Origin of the sequence: Nocardia amamiensis NBRC 102102 (genome assembly GCF_001612745.1) — a bacterium.
In the GTDB taxonomy this organism is placed as follows: domain Bacteria; phylum Actinomycetota; class Actinomycetes; order Mycobacteriales; family Mycobacteriaceae; genus Nocardia; species Nocardia amamiensis.
The window spans coordinates 33,550-52,129 of sequence record NZ_BDBA01000021.1 but is presented as its reverse complement, the minus strand read 5'-3'; the positions used below and the strand labels follow the sequence as shown (position 1 = coordinate 52,129).

The following is an 18,580-nucleotide window of genomic DNA, read 5'->3' as shown; positions in this document are numbered from 1 at the left end:
GATTCGGGTGATGCCGCCGCCGGAGGTGGCCGCATCACCCGAGGCCGCTCAGCGGACGAATGCCGCCGCCTGGCCGGCCAGGTCGAGCAGCGGCTGCGGGAAGACGCCGAGTACGAACGTGACCGCCGCGGTGACCGCCACGATGGTGGTGGTCAGTGGCGGGGCGACCAGCACGGGTGCGTCGGCGGGCGGGTCGGTGAAGAACATCAGCACGATGACCCGCAGGTAGAAGAACGCCGCGATGGCACTGCAGAGCACACCGACGATCACCAGCGCTGTCGCCCCGCCCGCGGCCGCGGCCTCGAAAACGGCGAACTTGCTGACGAAGCCGCTGGTGAGCGGCAAACCGGCGAACGAAAGCAGAAACAGCGCGAAAACCGTTGCCAGCCAGGGCGAGCGGCGGCCGAGGCCGGCCCATCGGGGCAGGCCGGTGGCCTCGTCACCGCCTGGTTCGCGGACCAGGCTGACCACGGCGAAGGCACCGAGCGTACCGATGCCGTAAGCCGCCAGGTAGAACAGCACCGCGGCGACGCCACGGTCGTCGGCCGCCACCGGGCCGGTCAGCAGGAAACCGGCATGCGCCACCGAGGAATACGCGAGCATGCGCTTCACGTCGGTCTGCGTGATCGCCATGACCGCCCCGACCGCCATGGTGGCGATCGCGACGGCACCGAGGATCGGACGCCAGTCGTCGCGCAGGCCGGGCACCGCGACCTGCAGCACGCGCACCAACGCGCCGACCGCGGCGATCTTGGTGGCCGCCGCCATGAAACCGGTGATCGCGGTGGGGGCGCCCTGGTACACGTCCGGCACCCAGGACTGGAACGGTACCGCGCCGATCTTGAACAGCAGCCCGACCGCCAGCATCGCGATGCCGAGCAACGCCAGCGTCGTGTCCTGCGGATGCCGGGCGATGGCGTCCGCGATACCGCCGAGGCGCACCGTGCCCGCCTGCCCGTACAGCAGCGCGACACCGTAGAGGAAGAACGCCGAGGAGAACGCGCCGAGCAGGAAGTACTTCAACGCCGCCTCCTGGGAGAGCAGCCGCTTGCGCCGCGCCAGCCCACACAGCAGGTACAGCGGCAGCGACAGCACCTCGAGCGCGACGAACATGGTGAGCAGGTCGTTGGACGCCGGGAACAGCAGCAGGCCACCGACCGCCAGCAACGTCAGCGGGAACACCTCGGTGGTCGCGACGCCCGCGCGAACCGCGGCGGTTTCGGCCGCGCTGCCAGGCACCGCCGAAGCCTGCGGCGTGAACGCGTCCACGCCGCGGCCGAGGGTCGCGGCGGCCAGACTCCAGGTTCCCGGGCCCGAGCGCGGCTGCTCGCGCGGCTCGGCGCCGCGCTCGGCGATGAACAAGACCCCGAGGATCGACACCACCAGGATCGTTCCTTGCCCGAACAGCGTGACGCCGTCGATCGCGACGGCTCCGGCGACAGCGGTGGACTCGGTGCCTGCCAGCGCCACCACGGCGACCAGCGCCGCGGCCAACCCGGCCAGGCTCAGCACCAGGTGCGTCGCATAGCGGAAGCGGCGGGCGACGAATGCCTCGGCGAGCACACCGATGACCGCGGCGCCGAACACGATGAGCATGGGGGAGAGATAGCCGTATTCGATACTCGGCGCGGGGACGCTCGCGGCGAGTGTTGCGGCGTGCTGGCCCGCGGTAGCCGTGCTCATTTGTGGGCACCTCCGGTGTGTCGGGCCGATCCCGCCTCGGGCGGCGGGGGTGACGACGGTGCTGGGTCGCTGCGGCCGATGGTGGTGAGGGTGTGACTCACCGCGGGATTGATGAAATCGGTGAGGACCTTCGGGTAGACACCGAGGAACAGCAACGCGAGGATCAACGGGACCACCACGGTGAGTTCGCGCGGCGCCAGGTCGTAGATCCGTTCGTTGCCTTCCTTCACCGGACCGGTCATCATCCGCTGGTAGACCCACAGCACGTAGAGCGCGGCCAGCACCAGCGCGCCGGCGGCGACCACGGCCGCGAACTGGTAGCGGCTGAAGGTGCCGACCAACACGAGGAATTCACTCACGAACGGGGCGAGCCCGGGTAGCGACAGCGTCGCCAGACCAGCGATGAGGAAGGTACCGGCCAGCACGGGCGCGACCTTCTGCACGCCACCGAATTCCGCGATCAGGCGGGTACCCCGCCGTGATACCAGGAACCCGGCCACCAGGAACAGCGCGGCGGTGGAGATGCCGTGGTTGACCATGTACAGCGTCGCGCCGGTCTGGCCCTGGCTGGTCATGGCGAAGACGCCGAGGATGATGAAGCCGAAATGGGAGATCGACGTGTAGGCGATCAGGCGCATCAGGTCGGTCTGCCCGATGGCCAGCAGGGCGCCGTAGACGATGCCGATCACCGCGAGCGTGATCACCAGCGGCGCATAGGTATCCGACGCGCCGGGGAACAGTGGCAGGCAGTAGCGCAGCATGCCGAAGGTGCCCACCTTGTCCACCACGGCCATCATCAGCACCGCGCTGGAGGGGGTCGCCGCGACGGCGGCGTCGGGCAGCCAGGTGTGCAGCGGCCACAGCGGCGCTTTCACCGCGAAGGCGAACATGAACCCGAGGAACAAGGCGTTGAGCACCGCGGGACCGGCGCCGAGCTGGCCCGCGTTCGCCGCCGCGACCACGGTGCGGAAATCGAACGTCCCCGACGATCCTTCGCCCAGCCCTTCGCGGGCGGTGAGCACGTACAACCCGATGACCGCGGCCAGCATGATCAGCCCGCCGAACAGGTTGTACAGCAGGAACTTCACCGCCGCACGGGAGCGCTGCGCGCGCAGCCGCATGTCCGCGGTGCGTGGCCCGAATCCGCCGATGAGGAAGTACATCGGGATGAGCATCGCCTCGAAGAACACGTAGAACAGCAGGATGTCCAGGGAGAGGAAGGAGATCAGCACCATCGCCTCGACGAGCAGGGTCAGCGCGACGTAGGTGTGCGCCACCCGCTTACCGCTGCCCACTTCGCGTTCGTCGTGCCAGCCCGCCAGGATCAGCAGCGGCACCAGGACCGCGGTCAGCAGCACCAGCACCAGCGCGATGCCGTCCAGGCCGAGGGTGTATCCGGCGCCGAACGCCGGAATCCATTGGTGGGATTCGACGAACTGGTATTGCTCCCCGCCGGGGTCGAAGCGCACGGCGAGCACGATGCCGGTGGCCAGCACGAGCAGCGAGATGCTCAGGGCCACAACGCGTGCGAGGGTGCGCCGGGTGGCCGGTAGTGCCAGCACGATCGCCGCACCGACGACCGGAGCCAGCCACAGCGTCGTCAACCAGGGGAACTCGCTCACCACAACCTCACCGCCAGCAGGGCGGCGGCCACCAGGGCCGCGCCGGTGAACATGGACAGGGCATACGAACGCACGAACCCGGACTGCACCCGCCGGGCCCGCGCGGACAAACCGCCGATCAGCGCCGCGGTGCCGTTGACGACGCCATCGATGCCGCGGTTGTCGAGGAAGACCAGCGCCCGGGTCAGATGCCGTCCGGGACGCATGAACGCCGCTTCGTTGACCGCGTCGCCGTAGAGATCCTTGCGGGCCGCGACGGTCAGCGCGGACACGGGCGCGGGTGCGGTCTCGGGGATGTCGCGCCGCGCGTACTGGGAGTAGGCCAGGCCGACGCCGATGGCTACCACGCCGAGCGCGAGCACCGTGACCAGTGCCGCGGGGACGGCTTCGGTGCCGTGGTGGGCGCCGACCACCGGTTCGAGCCAGTTCTGCAGCGAGGAGCCGAAGACGAACACCGCCCCCGCCCCCGCCGAGCCCACCGCGAGCAGGATCATCGGACCGGTCATCACCGCGGGTGATTCGTGCGGATGGGTGTCCGGGTTCCAGCGGCGTTCACCGAAGAACGTCATCAGCATGACCCGCGTCATGTAGAACGCGGTCAGGCCGGCGCCGAGCAGTGCGGCCAGACCCAGCGCGATGCCACCGAAACCGCCCTGGTTGAACGCCGCTTCGATGATCCGGTCCTTGGAGAAGAATCCGGCGAACGGCGGGACCCCGATGATGGCGAGGTAGCCGAGCCCGAAGGTGACGTAGGTGATCGGCAGCAAGGTGCGCAGGCCGCCGTAGCGGCGCATGTCGGTCTCGTCGTTCATCGCGTGCATCACCGAACCGGCGCCGAGGAACAGGCCTGCCTTGAAGAATCCGTGGGTGAGCAGGTGCATGATGGCGACGGCGTAGCCGGCCGGGCCGAGACCGGCGGCCAGCACCATGTAGCCGATCTGGCTCATCGTGGAGGCGGCCAGCGCCTTCTTGATGTCGTCCTTGGCGCAGCCGACGATCGCGCCGAACAGTAGTGTGACCGCGCCGACGAGCACCACCCCGAGCCGAGCGTTCGGCGCGAGATCGTAGATCGGGCCCGACCGCGCGATCAGGTAGACGCCCGCGGTGACCATGGTCGCGGCGTGGATGAGCGCCGAGACGGGGGTGGGGCCTTCCATCGCGTCGCCGAGCCAGGATTGCAGCGGCACCTGCGCGGACTTGCCGCATGCGGCCAGCAGCAGCAACAGGCCGATCGCGGTGAGCGTGCCCTCGCCCGCGGCGGGCGCGGCGCCGAACACGGCGTCGAAGTCGACCGAGCCGAAGGTCGCGAACATCACCATCATGGCGATCGCCAAGCCCATGTCGCCGACCCGGTTGACCACGAACGCCTTCTTGGCCGCCGTTGCCGCCGAAGGCTTGTGGTACCAGAACCCGATCAGCAGGTAGGACGCCAGGCCGACGCCTTCCCAGCCGAGGTAGAGCACCAGGTAGTTGTTCGCCAGCACCAGCAGCAGCATGGCCGCGAGGAACAGGTTGAGGTAGCCGAAGAATCGCCGCCGTCCCGGGTCGTGGCTCATGTAGCCGATCGAGTAGATGTGGATGAGCGAGCCGACGCCGGTGATCAGCAGCGCGAAACACATCGACAGCTGGTCCAATTGGAGCGCGAAGTCGACCTGGAGTCCGGCGACCGGGACCCAGCTGAACAGATCCTCGTGGATCGGCCGTTCGGCGGTGTCGCGCCCGAGCATCGCGACGAACGCGTTCGCGGCGACCCCGAAGGAGGCCAGCGCCATCACGGTACCGAGCAGGTGACCCCACTTGTCGCCGTAGCGTCCGGCCAGCAGCAGGACGATCGCACCCGCCAGCGGGAGGGCGGGCAGCAGCCAGAGCGTTGCGGTGTCCACGTCAGAACTTCAGCAGGTTGGCGTCGTCGACCGAGGTCGAGCGGCGGGCGCGGAAGATGGTCATGATGATGGCCAAGCCGACGACCACCTCGGCCGCGGCGACCACCATCGTGAAGAACGCGAACACCTGTCCGTCCAGGTTGTCGTGCATCCTGGCGAAGGTGACGAACGCGAGGTTCACCGCGTTGAGCATGAGCTCGATGCACATGAACACCACGATGGCGTTGCGCCGCAGCAGCACGCCGGCCGCGCCGATCGTGAACAGCAGGGCGGACAGGAACAGGTAGTTCTCGGGATTCACCGGTTGCCTTCCTCGTCGCTGGTGGTGTCGGTCGCGTCCGGTGCGGGGGCGGTGCCGACCGAGATGACGGCCGCTTCGGTGAGCGCCCTGGTGCGGCGGTGCCGCAGGATGGTGCTGACCGACAGTTCTTCGAAGGAGCCGTCGGGCAGCCTTGCGGGGATGTCCACCGCGTTGTGCCTGGCGTAGACGCCGGGAGTGGGCAGCGGCGTCGCACGGTGTCCGGTCTCGCGGAACCGGCGGCGGGACAGTTCGCGCTGGCCGGTGAGAGGCCCGAACCGCTCGCGGTGGGCCAGCACCATCGCGCCGATGGTGGCGGTGATCAGCAGGGCGCCGGTGAGTTCGAAGGCCCACACGTAACGCAGGAAGATCAGCTCGGCCAGCTCGGCGATCACGTCGCGTCCCGCGAAACCGGAAGTGGGGAAGGCGATGCCGGATTCGCGTACACCGCGGGCGATGCCGCTGCTGAGCAGCAGGCCGAAGCCGATGCCGACGCCGGCGGCGGCGAGGCGCTGACCGCGGATCGTTTCTTTCAGCGATTCGGCGGAATCGACGCCGACGAGCATCAGCACGAACAGGAACAGCATCATGACCGCGCCGGTGTAGACCACGATCTGCACGACGCCGAGGAACAGCGCGTCCTGGGCGATGTAGAAGGTGGCCAGCGCGATCATCGTCGCGGCAAGGCAGATCGCGGAATGCACTGCCTTGGGGACGAAGACCATGCCGAGCGCGCCGAGCACCGCCAGCGGGGCGAGGATCCAGAACAGGACGGCTTCGCCGGTGGAGGTGCGGGTCAGCGGCTCCGCGGCCAGGATCAGATCGGTCATCGTGCTACTCCTTCCGCACCCGCGGCGGCCGGTCGCTCGGGCGGCTCGGCCGGGCCGGTGGCCGTGGCGGCGTCCTGCGGGCTGCCGGGGACCTTGCCGAGGTAGTAGTCGGCCTCGTCGGTGCCGGGGTGCATCGCGTGCGGCGGTGCGGTCATGCCGGGCTGCAGCGGGGCGAGCAACCGGTCCTTTTCGTAGATGAGGTCGGCTCGGTTGTCGTCGGCCATCTCGTAGTCGTTGGTCATGGTCAGCGCCCGGGTGGGGCAGGCCTCGATGCACAACCCGCAGCCGATGCAGCGCAGGTAGTTGATCTGGTAGACGCGGCCGTAGCGTTCGCCGGGCGAATAGCGTTCGGTGTCGGTGTTGTCCGCGCCTTCGACGTAGATCGCGTCGGCGGGACAGGCCCAGGCGCACAGCTCGCAGCCGATGCATTTCTCCAAGCCGTCGGGATGACGGTTGAGCTGGTGCCTGCCGTGATAGCGCGGCGCGGTCGGCGTTTTCTGCTCGGGGTAGAACTCGGTGTTCGGCTTCTTGAACATGGTCGCCGCGGTGACCGCGAATCCGGACAGCGGTTCCAGCAGACCGGCTTTGCCGCGGGTGGCGTCGCGGGTCTGGGCGTCGGCAGGCAGCGGTGGCACCGGGAAGCCGAGGAAGACACTGGAATCGGCGGCGGGTTCCTCGGCCGGTGGCGGTGCCGCCTTGGCCACGCCCGCGCGCAGGAACTGCAGCACCAGCAAGCCGGTGACCACCAAGCCACCGATCACCAGGACCGGGGTCTGCACGGGGTAGCCCTCGGCCTGCAACACCCGGGCTGTTGCCACCACCATGACCCAGCCCAACGAGGCCGGGATCAGCAGTTTCCACCCGAGACTCATGAACTGGTCGTAGCGCAGCCGCGGCAGCGTGCCGCGCAGCCAGATGAACACGAACAGGAACGTCCACACCTTGGCGGTGAACCACAGCACCGGCCACCAGCCGGAATTCGCGCCGTCCCACATGTTCAGCGGCCACGGCGCACGCCAGCCGCCCAGGAACAGCGTGGTGGCCAGCGCGGAAACCGTGGCCATGTTCACGTATTCGGCCAGCATGAACATGGCGAACTTGAGCGATGAGTACTCGGTGTGGAAGCCGCCGACCAGCTCGCCCTCGGCCTCCGGCAGGTCGAACGGCGCCCGGTTGGTCTCGCCGACCATCGAGACGCAGTAGATCAGGAACGACGGCAGCAGCAGGAAGACGTACCAGGTGCCTTCCTGCGCGGACACGATGCCCGAGGTCGCCATGGTGCCGCCGAGCAGGAACACCGCGGCGAAGCACAGCGCCATCGCGATCTCGTAGGAGATGACTTGCGCGGTCGAGCGCAGGCCGCCCAGCAGCGGATACGTCGAGCCCGACGACCAACCGGCCAGCACGATGCCGTACACGCCGATGGAGGTGATCGCCAGGATGTACAGCACCGCCACCGGCAGGTCGGTGAGCTGCAGGGCGGTGGTGACGCCGAAGATCGACACCTGCGGCCCGAGCGGGATGACCGCGAACGCCATGAAGGCGGGCACCACCGAGATGATCGGCGCCAGAATGTAGATCGGCTTGTCCACGATCGCCGGGACGATGTCCTCTTTGAGGGCCATCTTCACGCCGTCGGCGATGCTCTGCAGCGACCCGAACGGCCCGGTCCGGTTGGGGCCGATCCGCATCTGCATGCGCGCCACGATCTTTCGTTCCGCTAGCACCGCGACCAGCGGGATCAGCATCAGGTAGACGAAGATGGCGAGTGCTTTCGCGATCACGAGCCACAGTGGGTCGTGTCCGAAGCCGACGGGCGCGTACGGCTCCGCGGCGGTGTGCGTGACCACGGAAGACACCGCGGTCGACGCGATGAACAGAGCCGGATCACTCATGACGGTGCTCCTTCATCCTCTCGTCGGCGCGCCGCACCAAGACGATGGCGCCGGGCTGGACGGCGAGTTGCTCGGCGATGCAGCAGCCGGGCGAGTGCTGCGGCAGCCAGACCACGCGATCGGGCAGGTCGCTGATCATCAGCGGCAGTGTGACGGCGCCGTGGCCGGTGGCGACGGTGACCGGATCGTCCTCGGCCACACCGATCTCCGCGGCGGTGGCCGCCGACAGCCGCACCACCGGGGGCCGGGCGATGCCCGCCAGGTTCGGTTCGCCGTCCTGCATGCGCCCCTCGTCGAGCAGCATTCGCCAGCTGGCGAGAACCGCGGTACCCGGTTGCGGTTGAGGCAGCTCACGCGGCGGATGTGTCGGCGCGGCGACCGGTGCGCCGTCCCAGGCGCCGAGTTCGGCGAGTTCGGCGCGTGCGGACTCGGTGTCGGGCAAGCCGAGCCGCACCGACATCTCGGCGGCGACGGCGTGCAGCACCCGCTGATCCGACAGCGGTGCGCTCTGGCGGCGCACCATGTCGTCGCCGAGCGCGGCGGCGAACGGACGCGGCCTGCCCTCCCAGGTGCGGAAGGTGCCGGACTTCTCCATCGCCGAGGCCACCGGGAAGACCACGTCGGCGCGTTCGGTGACCGCGCTGTGCCGCAGCTCCAGGCTGACCACGAACCGGGCCGCGTCGATGGCGGCCAGCGCCGCGGCGGGGTTGGGCAGGTCGGTGACGTCGACGCCGCCGATCACCAGCGCGCCGAGACCGGGTGCGGCCTCCAGGATGGCCGTGGTGTCGCGGCCGGCGCCGACCGGGAGATCGGCCGCGTTCCATACCGCCCGAACTTGTTGCCTGGCACGGGGGTCCGCGACCGGGCGGCCTCCGGGCAGCAGGCCGGGAAGCGCGCCCGCTTCGACCGCGCCGCGTTCACCGGCCCGGCGCGGAACCCAGGCGAGGGCGGCTCCGGTCTCCTCGGTGAGCCGGACGAGCGCCGACAGCCCGCCAGGGACACCGCCAATCCGCTCGCCGGCCATGATCACCGCGCCGGGTTCGCGCAGCAGCCGCGCCAGCTCGGCCAGCCGGGCCGGATCCGCACCGGGCGTGGTGATCTCACCGGTGCCGATAGCATCGAGCAGCTGCGGTTCGGCGCCCGGGACCGTGCGCAGCAGGCGACCGGACATGCGGTCCAGGCCGCGGGAGGTGTAGGGCGCCAGCGAGTAGATCGGCAGGCCGCGTTTGCGGGCGGCTTTGCGCAGGCGCAGGTAGACGATCGGCGACTCCTCCTCCGGTTCGAACCCGACCAGCAGGACGACCGGCGCGGCTTCCATGCTCTCGTAGGTCACCGCGGTGGGCTGGCCCGCGACCCGGGCGGCGAGGAAGTCGGCCTCCTCGGCGGAGTGCGTGCGGGAGCGGAAGTCGATGTCGTTGGTGCCGAGGGCGATCCGCGCGAACTTGGCGTAGGCGTAGGCATCCTCTTCGGTGACCCGGCCGCCGACGAGTACGCCCGCGTTGCCGAAGGACGCGGCAAGACCCGACGCCGCCGCGGCGAGGGCTTTCGACCAGGAGGCGGGGGCGAGGGTGCCGTCCCAGCCGCGCACCAGCGGGGTGGTGATCCGGTCGGGTTCGGTGGCGTAGGCGAAGGCCCAGCGTCCCTTGTCGCAGTTCCATTCCTCGTTGACCTGCGGGTCGTCACCGGCCAGCCGGCGCAACACCTTGCCGCGCCGGTGGTCGGTACGCTGCGCGCAGCCGGAGGCACAGTGCTCGCACACGTTCGGGCTGGACACCAGGTCGAAGGGGCGTGCGCGGAACCGGTAGGTGGTGCCGGTGAGCGCGCCGACCGGGCAGATCTGCACGGTGTTGCCGGAGAAGTAGGAGTCCAGCGGCTCGGCCTGGGCGGTGCCGACCTGTTGCAGCGCTCCGCGATCCATCATCTCGATGAACGGGTCGCCGGCGATCTGCTGGGAGAAGCGTGTGCAGCGGGCGCAGAGCACACAGCGTTCCCGGTCCAGCAGCACCGCCGTGGACAGCGGAATCGGTTTGGGGTAGGTGCGTTTGTTCCCGTCGAACCGGGATTCGGCGCGGCCGGTGGACATCGCCTGGTTCTGCAGCGGGCACTCGCCGCCCTTGTCGCACACCGGGCAGTCGAGTGGATGGTTGATCAGCAGCAGCTCCATCACACCCTCCTGCGCTTTGTCGGCGACCGTCGAGGTGAGCTGGGTGCGGGCCACCATGCCGTCGGTGACGGCCATGGTGCAGGAGGCGACGGGTTTGCGCTGGCCCTCGACCTCGACCAGGCACTGGCGGCAGGCGCCGACCGGGTCGAGCAGCGGATGGTCGCAGAAGCGGGGGATCTGGATGCCGATCAGCTCTGCGGCCCGGATCAGCAGAGTGCCCGGCGGCACGCTGATGGTGGTGTCGTCGATGGTCACGGTCACCAGGTCGGCGGGGGCCGGTCCGCTGGTGCTGCCGCTGACGATGGCGGGAGCACCAGCGGCGCCCCGCATCGAATCGCTACGCGGTACTGGATTCATCGGACCCCTTCTCCTGACTCGGCCCATGCGGTGCAGCGCGCCGGGTCGAATGGGCATCCGCCGAGCCGCAGATGGTCGGCGTACTCCTCGCGGAAGTACTTCAGCGAGGAGATGATCGGGCTGGCCGCGCCGTCGCCGAGGGCGCAGAACGACTTGCCGTTGATGGTGTCGCTGATGTCGAGCAGTTTGTCCAGGTCGGATTCGTCGCCGTCGCCGGACTCGATGCGTCGCAGCAGCTGAACGAGCCAGTAGGTGCCCTCCCGGCAGGGGGTGCACTTGCCGCAGGACTCGTGCGCGTAGAACTCGGTCCAGCGCAGCACCGCCCGCACCACGCAGGTGGTGTCGTCGAAGATCTGCAGCGCCTTGGTGCCGAGCATGGATCCGGCGGCGGCGACGGCCTCGTAGTCGAGGGGCACGTCGAGGTGTTCGTCGGTGAACAGCGGCGTGGACGAGCCGCCCGGCGTCCAGAACTTCACTCGGTGCCCGGCGCGCACGCCGCCGGCGTAGCCGAGCAGTTCCCGCAGCGTGACACCCAGTGGCGCCTCGTACTGTCCGGGCCGGGCGACGTGACCCGACAGCGAGTAGAGGGTGAAGCCAGGTGACTTCTCGCTGCCCATCGAGCGGAACCAGGCGATGCCGTTGCGGATGATGGATGGCACGCTGGCGATGGACTCCACGTTGTTCACCACCGTCGGGCAGGCGTAGAGGCCGGCGACGGCCGGGAACGGTGGACGCAGGCGAGGCTGGCCGCGGCGGCCTTCCAGCGAATCCAGCAGCGCGGTCTCCTCACCGCAGATGTAGGCGCCCGCCCCCGCGTGCACGATCAGCTCGAGGTCATAGCCGGAGCCGAGGATGTCGTGGCCGAGGAAGCCCGCTTCGTAGGCTTGCGTCACCGCGGCTTGCAGCCGTCGCAGCACCGGAACCACTTCGCCGCGAACGTAGATGAACGCCTGCGCCGCGCGGATGGCGTAGGAGGCGATGATGACGCCTTCGATCAGCGTGTGCGGCGTGGCCAGCATGAGCGGAATGTCCTTGCAGGTGCCCGGTTCCGACTCGTCGGCGTTCACCACCAGGTAGTGCGGTTTGGTGACGCCGTCGGGGCCGGGACCCTGCGGGATGAAACTCCACTTCATGCCGGTGGGGAAGCCCGCGCCGCCGCGGCCGCGCAGCCCCGCGTCCTTGACGGTCTGGATGACCTGGTCGGGGTCCATGCGCAGCGCGGTGCGCAGCGCCTGGTAGCCGTCGTGGCGCAGGTAGGTGTCCATGGTCCAGGACTGCGGATCGTCCCAGTACTCGGTCAGTACCGGTGTGAGGGTCATCGGAGGCCCTCCGAATCGTCTTGTGGCGCAGGGGCTTGCATGCCCTGCTCGCGGGCGATCCGCAGGCCGGCGAGCGTCGCCTCGCCGGCAGGGCCGTCGAGGACGCCCTCGCGTTCGTCCGGGAACCCGGCCAGGATGCGCGCGGTCTGCTTGAACGTGCACAGCGGTGCGCCGCGGGTCGGCGTGACCTGTTGTCCGGCCCGCAGTGCGTCCACCAGGGCACGCGCCGATTCGGGGGTCTGGTTGTCGAAGAACTCCCAGTTGACCATGAGCACCGGGGCGAAGTCGCAGGCAGCGTTGCATTCGATGTGTTCGAGCGTGATCGCTCCGTCCGCGGTGGTCTCGCCGTGTCCGATGCCGAGGTGGCGTCCGAGCGCGGCGAGGATGGCGTCGCCGCCCATGACCGCGCACAGCGTATTGGTGCACACCCCGACGTGGTAGTCGCCGGTCGGGGTGCGCCGGAACATCGAGTAGAACGTGGCGACCGCGGTGACTTCGGCGCCGGTGAGGTCGAGCTGCTCGGCGCAGAATTCGATGCCGGTGCCGGTGACGTAGCCCTCCTCGGACTGCACCAGGTGCAGCAGGGGAAGCAGCGCCGACCGCGGGTGCGGGTAGCGCGCGATGATCTCCTTGGCGTCGGTTTCCAGCCGCTCGCGCACGAACGGTTGGTACGGCTCGGGCCGGGTGCCGAGCTTCAAAAGGACTTCTTGCCCGCTCATCACCCGGCCACCACCACTGGTGGAACCGCTCGGCGCTGTTGTGTGCGCACCTGTCACCTGGCCGCCGCTCCTGGAATCGCTCTGTGCTGGTGTGTTCACCGGTCCACTCCGCCCATGACCGGGTCGATGCTGGCGACCGAGGCGATGACGTCGGCGACCATGCCGCCTTCGCACATCGCCGCGACCGCTTGCAGATTGGTGAACGAGGGGTCGCGATAGTGCACCCGGTAGGGCCTGGTGCCGCCGTCGCTGACCATGTGCACGCCCAGTTCGCCGCGCGGCGATTCCACCGCCACGTACACCTGGCCGGCGGGGACCCGGATGCCCTCGGTGACCAGTTTGAAGTGGTGGATGAGCCCCTCCATGGATCTGCCCATGATCTTGCCGATGTGCTGCGGAGAGTTGCCGAGTCCGTCCGCGCCGACCTGCAGGTCGGCGGGCCAGGCGATCTTCTTGTCTTCCACCATGACCGGGCCGGGCCGCAGCCGGTCCAGGCATTGCTCCACGATCTTCAGCGACTCCTTCATCTCCTCCACCCGGATGACGTAGCGGCCGTAGCAGTCGCATCCGGTGGTGGTCGGGACGTCGAATTCGTAGTTCTCGTAGCCGCAGTAGGGCTGTGCTTTGCGCAAGTCGTGCGGCAGGCCGGTGGCGCGCAGCACCGGGCCGGTGATGCCGAGGGCCATGCACCCCTGCAGGTCGAGATAGCCGATGTCCTGGGTGCGGGCCTTCCAGATCGGGTTCGCGGTGAGCAGATGTTCCATGTCGCGCAGCCGCTTGGGCAGCAGCGCGAGCAGTTCGCGCACCTTGCTCACCCCGTTGTCGGGCAGGTCCTGGACCAGACCGCCGGGCCGGATGTACGCGTGGTTCATCCGCAGCCCGGTGATCGTCTCGAACACGTCGAGGATCAGCTCGCGCTCACGGAATCCGAACAGCATCGGCGTCAGCGCGCCCAGTTCCATGCCGCCGGTGGCCAGGGCGACCAGGTGCGAGGAGATGCGGTTGAGCTCCATGAGCAGCACCCGGATGATCGTGGCGCGCTCGGGGATCTGCTCGGTGATGTCGAGCAGTTGCTCCACGCCCAGGCAGTACGCCGTCTCGTTGAAGAACGGCGACAGGTAATCCATGCGGGTGACGAAGGTGACGCCTTGGGTCCAGTTGCGGAACTCGAGGTTCTTCTCGATGCCGGTGTGCAGGTAGCCGATGCCGCAGCGGGCCTCGGTGACGGTCTCGCCTTCGATCTCCAGGATCAGCCGCAGCACGCCGTGCGTGGACGGATGCTGCGGGCCCATGTTGACGACGATGCGTTCCTCACCAGCGCCGGCCAGCGTCTCGGCCACCTGGTCCCAGTCCTGGCCTGCGACGGTGACCGTGGCAGGCTCCGGTCCGGTGAGATCGGACCTGGTGTCGGTGTCGTTGAGCCCACCCGTCGCCACACCGCCCCGCACGGAATCGCTTCGCGATGCTTCCATCAGCTGTATGCCCTCCGCTCGTCGGGCGGCGGGATGCGCGCGCCCTTGTATTCGACCGGGATCCCGCCGAGCGGGTAGTCCTTGCGCTGGGGGTGGCCTCGCCAGTCGTCCGGCATGGTGATGCGGGTGAGCGAGGGGTGACCGTCGAACCGGATGCCGAAGAAGTCGTAGGTCTCGCGTTCGTGCCAGTCGGTGGTCGGGTACACCGCGTACAGCGAAGGGATGTGCGGGTCCGCGTCGGGTGCGGACACCTCCACGCGCAGGCGGCGGTTGTGTGTGATCGACATGAGGTGGTAGGCGGCGTGCAGTTCGCGGCCGGAATCCTCTGGGTAGTGCACGCCGTTGACGCCGAGGCAGAGCTCGAAACGCAGTGCCGGATCGTCGCGCAACGCCTGCGCGACGGCGAGCAGGTGTTCGCGGCGCACGTGCAGGGTGAGCTCGCCACGGAAGACGATCACCTTCTCCAGCGCCGTGTCCAAGCGGATGCCACCGGTCGTGAGCGCGGCGCGTAGCGCGTCGACCACCTCGTCGAAGTAACCGCCGAAGGGGGGTGGCGTGCTGCCGGGCAAGGCGACCGGGCGGACCAGGCCGCCGTACCCGGAGGTGTCGCCGGTGCCCGCGACGCCGAACATGCCGCGCCGCACGGCGATCACGTCGGCGGCGGGCTGCGCGGAATCCTCTTCGGGCAGTGTGCCTTCGGGTCCAGCGGTGGCCGCGGCGTCGATCGGGTCGTGCGCGGGCCTGCTGTCGGTGTCGTCGGGGGTATCGAAGGTCATCGCAGCAGACCCTCCATCCGGATGGTCGGCGTCGAGGCGAGCGCGGCCTCTTCGGCGGCGCGGATGGCCTCCTCGCGGTTGACGCCGAGCGGCATCTGTTGAATCTTCGCGTGTAGCGCGAGGATCGCGTTGAGCAGCATCTCCGGGCGGGGCGGGCAGCCGGGCAGGTAGATGTCGACCGGGACCACATGGTCGACGCCCTGCACGATGGCGTAGTTGTTGAACATCCCGCCGGAGGAGGCGCACACGCCCATGGCCAGCACCCACTTCGGTTCGGTCATCTGGTCGTAGACCTGGCGCAGCACCGGGGCCATCTTCTGGCTGACCCGGCCGGCCACGATCATCAGGTCGGCCTGCCGCGGCGAGGCGCGGAAGGCCTCCATGCCGAATCGGGCGATGTCGAAACGCCCCCCGCCGGTGGCCATCATCTCGATGGCGCAGCAGGCCAGGCCGAAGGTGGCCGGCCACAGCGAGCCCTTGCGCAGGTATCCGGCGAAATCCTCGACCGTGCTCAGCAGGAAGCCGCTGGGCAGTTTTTCCTCGAGACCCATGTTCTTCTGACTCGCTTCCACTCGTCGGCTACGAATTCGGTTGCGCGGCGTTCAATCCCAGCTGAGCCCGCCGCGCCGCCATTCGTAGGCGTAGGCCACGGAGACGTTGACGATGAACAACGCCATCGCGGCGAGGCCGAAGAGACCGAGCGCATCGAAGTGGACTGCCCACGGATAGAGGAACACGATCTCGATGTCGAAGATGATGAACAGCATGGCGGTGAGGTAGTACTTCACCGGAAAGCGTTGTCCGGTAACGTTTCCCGGCCCGCCCGCGACGGCGTGCGGCGTGGGTTCGATACCGCATTCGTAGGCTTCCAGTTTGGCCCGGTTGTAGCGCTTCGGGCCGACCAGGGCTGCCATGACGATGGAGAACACCGCGAACGCGGCCGCGATCGCGCCGAGGACAAGAATCGGTACTTCGATATTCACGACTGCACTTCCCCTCCTTGCGAGCTGCAGCTGGATGACAACAGCGTCCGAGGCGGGCTGACGTCGTTGTCCGCCTCGGCCAGACTCGCCCCTCGGCTTCACCGGGGTGGGTCATTAGCGGGACCGTTCCCGTGTGAGATAGGGCACAGCCTACAACTGAACGGTCCGGCCGCCGCGAGATTCGCGACGTAGTTTGATCGAATTCAGTACAACAATTTATGACTGAAACGGGGGTAATCCGAGTCGGCGTCACGTGACGTTTGCCGGTAGCTCGGGTGGCGATCCGAAGTGTCGGTTCTCGCGACGTGAAATGTGGTTCCGAGCAGGTTCGGAGTCGGCATCCGCGACAGGCGGAGGTGCTGATCGACTGCCCGAACCGGGTCGGTACTGCGCGAGTAGACGAAGCGACAGACTAATGCATGATCGCTATGAATAGCGCCTCGGGGTCCGCTGGAGGGGCGGTCGCGATCAGGCCGCGGAGCGGTTGCGCATCAGGCCGACGACGGTCTCGGTGAGACGGATCGGATCGATGGGATGCGCGACCGCGGCCTCCGCGCGCGACCAACTGGCCAGCCAGGTGTCGTCCGCGCGGCCGGTGAGCACCAGAATCGGTGGGCAGGCGCTGATTTCATCCTTCAACTGCTTGGCGATGCCCAGCCCGCCCGCCGGGCTGGCCTCGCCGTCGAGAATGGCTAGATCGATGCCGCCGGCATCCATCTGGGCGATCACCACGGGAGCGGTGGCCACCTCGAGATACTCGAACGCCGGGAGTTCCGGGTGCGGCTGCTTGCCCAAGGCCATGATCACCTGGCGCCGGGTGTCGGCGTCGTTGCTGTATACGAGAACCCGCAGTGGGGTGGAACGAACGGAATCGGCCACGAACGGCATGGTACGTCCGCGGGGGCCGACCGCGTGGCAGGTTGGCGCAGATCGGCTGCGCGCGTCGGACGGCGGCTCACCGCGCGTCACCGGCGGTGTCATTTCACCGAAAGCCGATGACAAGCTGCCGCTGAGCATCGACCGGTAGAGTCCGGCGAATGCGGGGAGATATCACGCAGGCCCTCGTCGATACCGGCGTGTGGACCGACGCGATGCTGGACAGCGCCGGGATTCCGGTGATCGACGTACCGTTCGTGACGATCGGCAGTGGGATCGGATCCTTCGTCACCTATGACACGCTGCGCATCTTCGGTGTGCCCGCGCACGCGATGGCGGTGCTCGGGCCGCAGGAGCACCCATGGGCGTCCTATGAATACCTGACCAGGGTGTCGCAGATTCCCCGCTCGGAACGACTGCGTAGCGACTCGGCCTCCACGCCGGACAACATCTGGGGCTTCCCGTCCTACGCGGTGCGTGAGGCCATCGCGGACAAGTCGCTCGAGCCGCTGTGGAATGTCTTCGTCGAACCGATCTTCTCGAACTACTACACCCCGCGGGCGGGTCAGGCGTTCGTGGCGATGGAGCGGGAATTCCACCGCATCGGCTACGCGAGCTCGCTGCACCGCGGCCACGTTCGCATGGTGCGCAAACGCCACGGCGGCGGCTACTTCACCATCCTCACCCCGCCCGCGGGCTCGACACCGACCAAGCGCGTCGCGTTCCGGAGCACGTATGTCCATGTGGCGGTGGGTTATCCGGGCTTGAAGCTGTTGCCGGATCTGCAGGAATACCGCGAGACCCATCGCGATCCCACCCGCGTGGTGAACGCCTACGAGCCGCACGAGCACGTCTACCAGGCGCTGCGGCGGCGACCCGGTACGGTGATGATCCGCGGCAGCGGCATCGTGGCCAGTCGTGTGCTGCAACGGCTCATCGACGACCGGGACGCCCACGGTCTCAACACCCAGATCCTGCACCTGTTCCGCACGTATGTCGCGGGCCCGCACGGCAAGAACCTCTTCAACCGGCGCAAGGGCGGTGACGGCTGGGCCTACCAAGGCTTCAACTATCCGAAATCGGTGTGGGGCGGTCAGCTGAAGCAGAAGGTGCGCACGCTGCAAGGCGAGGAACGCGCGCAGGCGTACCGGGAGTTCGCGGGCACCAACACCCCGATCAGGGACAATTGGCAGGAACAGCTGCGCCGCGGCCGCACGCAGGGCTGGTATCAGGTGATGGCGGGCACGATGCGGGCGCCGCGCCCGGCCGAGGGACGCCAAGGCGTGGTCGCGACGATTCTTCCGGACACCACTGCGCCGCTGCCGTTTCCACCGCCGACGCAGCCGTTCGATACGACCGTCGACTACATCATCGACTGCACCGGGCTGGAAGCCGACATCCGTGAGCACCGGCTGCTGGCCGACCTGCTCGACCACACCGGCGCCGGGCGCAATCCGATGGGACGGCTCGACGTGGACACCACGTTCGAGTTGATCGGCACCCGCAGCGGCACGGGGCGGATCTACGCGTCCGGCAGCGCGACGCTCGGCGGGCCGTTCGTCGGCGTGGACACCTTCCTCGGTTTGCAGATCGCCGCCCAGGAGATCGCCGACGATTTGGCCGCGCTGGGTTTCTGCCGCAGGATGGGGCCGGTGCGCTCGACGCGGCAATGGTGGCTGTGGGTTACGAACAAGAAGATCTGA

General features: G+C 68.5%; 15 protein-coding genes. 1 reads left to right on the top strand and 14 read right to left on the bottom strand.

The window, feature by feature from the left end; translation table 11 throughout:
- Nucleotides 1-48: 48 nt before the first annotated feature.
- The 14 genes from nuoN to NA4_RS05795 all read right to left on the bottom strand — a co-directional run bounded on the left by nuoN (nucleotide 49) and on the right by NA4_RS05795 (nucleotide 16,889).
- Nucleotides 49-1,683: an NADH-quinone oxidoreductase subunit NuoN gene (nuoN, locus tag NA4_RS05860; protein WP_067465041.1), complete on the bottom strand. Its 1,635-nt coding sequence runs from the start codon at nucleotides 1,681-1,683 to the stop codon at nucleotides 49-51.
- Nucleotides 1,680-3,305: an NADH-quinone oxidoreductase subunit M gene (locus tag NA4_RS05855; RefSeq protein ID WP_157128831.1), complete on the bottom strand. Its 1,626-nt coding sequence runs from the start codon at nucleotides 3,303-3,305 to the stop codon at nucleotides 1,680-1,682. Before NA4_RS05855 ends, nuoN begins: the two co-directional genes overlap by 4 nt.
- Nucleotides 3,302-5,188, bottom strand: a complete 1,887-nt coding sequence (gene nuoL / locus NA4_RS05850; protein ID WP_067465034.1) for an NADH-quinone oxidoreductase subunit L — start codon at nucleotides 5,186-5,188, stop codon at nucleotides 3,302-3,304. Before nuoL ends, NA4_RS05855 begins: the two co-directional genes overlap by 4 nt.
- A gap of 1 nt (nucleotide 5,189) precedes the next feature.
- Complete coding sequence (gene nuoK, locus NA4_RS05845; RefSeq protein ID WP_040778694.1) at nucleotides 5,190-5,489, bottom strand: NADH-quinone oxidoreductase subunit NuoK; 300 nt, start codon at nucleotides 5,487-5,489, stop codon at nucleotides 5,190-5,192.
- Entirely contained in the window at nucleotides 5,486-6,316 is an 831-nt protein-coding gene (locus NA4_RS05840) for an NADH-quinone oxidoreductase subunit J (RefSeq protein ID WP_067465031.1), read from the bottom strand. Before NA4_RS05840 ends, nuoK begins: the two co-directional genes overlap by 4 nt.
- On the bottom strand, nucleotides 6,313-8,211 hold the full coding sequence (gene nuoH / locus NA4_RS05835) for an NADH-quinone oxidoreductase subunit NuoH (RefSeq protein WP_084496844.1): 1,899 nt from the start codon (nucleotides 8,209-8,211) through the stop codon (nucleotides 6,313-6,315). Before nuoH ends, NA4_RS05840 begins: the two co-directional genes overlap by 4 nt.
- Complete coding sequence (locus NA4_RS05830) at nucleotides 8,204-10,705, bottom strand: NADH-quinone oxidoreductase subunit G (protein ID WP_084496843.1); 2,502 nt, start codon at nucleotides 10,703-10,705, stop codon at nucleotides 8,204-8,206. The genes nuoH and NA4_RS05830 overlap by 8 nt, the downstream gene beginning before the upstream one ends.
- Before the next feature lie 23 nt (nucleotides 10,706-10,728).
- A complete protein-coding gene (gene nuoF / locus NA4_RS05825; RefSeq protein ID WP_067465028.1) occupies nucleotides 10,729-12,051 on the bottom strand; it encodes an NADH-quinone oxidoreductase subunit NuoF in 1,323 nt (440 codons plus the stop codon).
- Nucleotides 12,048-12,770 carry an NADH-quinone oxidoreductase subunit NuoE gene (gene nuoE, locus NA4_RS05820; RefSeq protein WP_067465024.1) on the bottom strand — a complete coding sequence of 241 codons (723 nt, stop codon included), beginning with the start codon at nucleotides 12,768-12,770 and terminating at the stop codon, nucleotides 12,048-12,050. The genes nuoF and nuoE overlap by 4 nt, the downstream gene beginning before the upstream one ends.
- A 95-nt stretch (nucleotides 12,771-12,865) precedes the next feature.
- Nucleotides 12,866-14,242, bottom strand: a complete 1,377-nt coding sequence (locus NA4_RS05815; RefSeq protein WP_245671127.1) for an NADH-quinone oxidoreductase subunit D — start codon at nucleotides 14,240-14,242, stop codon at nucleotides 12,866-12,868.
- Nucleotides 14,242-15,018, bottom strand: coding sequence for an NADH-quinone oxidoreductase subunit C (locus NA4_RS05810; RefSeq protein ID WP_174552909.1), 777 nt, complete (start codon nucleotides 15,016-15,018; stop codon nucleotides 14,242-14,244). Before NA4_RS05810 ends, NA4_RS05815 begins: the two co-directional genes overlap by 1 nt.
- Nucleotides 15,015-15,569 carry a NuoB/complex I 20 kDa subunit family protein gene (locus tag NA4_RS05805; protein WP_067465114.1) on the bottom strand — a complete coding sequence of 185 codons (555 nt, stop codon included), beginning with the start codon at nucleotides 15,567-15,569 and terminating at the stop codon, nucleotides 15,015-15,017. Before NA4_RS05805 ends, NA4_RS05810 begins: the two co-directional genes overlap by 4 nt.
- Before the next feature lie 51 nt (nucleotides 15,570-15,620).
- The gene (locus NA4_RS05800; protein WP_067465020.1) at nucleotides 15,621-16,001 is read right to left on the bottom strand and encodes an NADH-quinone oxidoreductase subunit A; all 381 of its coding nucleotides are present in this window, start codon (nucleotides 15,999-16,001) and stop codon (nucleotides 15,621-15,623) included.
- 468 nt (nucleotides 16,002-16,469) lie between these two features.
- A complete protein-coding gene (locus NA4_RS05795) occupies nucleotides 16,470-16,889 on the bottom strand; it encodes an Rv3143 family two-component system response regulator (RefSeq protein WP_067465017.1) in 420 nt (139 codons plus the stop codon).
- A gap of 149 nt (nucleotides 16,890-17,038) precedes the next feature.
- Here NA4_RS05795 and NA4_RS05790 point away from each other — a divergent pair, with 149 nt between their 5' ends.
- Complete coding sequence (locus tag NA4_RS05790; RefSeq protein WP_067465014.1) at nucleotides 17,039-18,580, top strand: hypothetical protein; 1,542 nt, start codon at nucleotides 17,039-17,041, stop codon at nucleotides 18,578-18,580.

What these genes read in the sequence shown, in the direction of transcription:
- nuoH (WP_084496844.1), bottom strand. Translation starts at nt 8,211, where the DNA reads ATGAGTGATCCGGCTCTGTTCATCGCGTCGACCGCGGTGTCTTCCGTG.
- NA4_RS05840 (WP_067465031.1), bottom strand. Translation starts at nt 6,316, where the DNA reads ATGACCGATCTGATCCTGGCCGCGGAGCCGCTGACCCGCACCTCCACC.
- NA4_RS05795 (WP_067465017.1), bottom strand. Translation starts at nt 16,889, where the DNA reads ATGCCGTTCGTGGCCGATTCCGTTCGTTCCACCCCACTGCGGGTTCTC.
- nuoF (WP_067465028.1), bottom strand. Translation starts at nt 12,051, where the DNA reads ATGACCCTCACACCGGTACTGACCGAGTACTGGGACGATCCGCAGTCC.
- NA4_RS05830 (WP_084496843.1), bottom strand. Translation starts at nt 10,705, where the DNA reads ATGCGGGGCGCCGCTGGTGCTCCCGCCATCGTCAGCGGCAGCACCAGC.
- nuoE (WP_067465024.1), bottom strand. Translation starts at nt 12,770, where the DNA reads ATGAGCGGGCAAGAAGTCCTTTTGAAGCTCGGCACCCGGCCCGAGCCG.
- NA4_RS05810 (WP_174552909.1), bottom strand. Translation starts at nt 15,018, where the DNA reads ATGACCTTCGATACCCCCGACGACACCGACAGCAGGCCCGCGCACGAC.
- NA4_RS05815 (WP_245671127.1), bottom strand. Translation starts at nt 14,242, where the DNA reads ATGGAAGCATCGCGAAGCGATTCCGTGCGGGGCGGTGTGGCGACGGGT.
- NA4_RS05790 (WP_067465014.1), top strand. Translation starts at nt 17,039, where the DNA reads ATGCGGGGAGATATCACGCAGGCCCTCGTCGATACCGGCGTGTGGACC.
- nuoN (WP_067465041.1), bottom strand. Translation starts at nt 1,683, where the DNA reads ATGAGCACGGCTACCGCGGGCCAGCACGCCGCAACACTCGCCGCGAGC.
- NA4_RS05805 (WP_067465114.1), bottom strand. Translation starts at nt 15,569, where the DNA reads ATGGGTCTCGAGGAAAAACTGCCCAGCGGCTTCCTGCTGAGCACGGTC.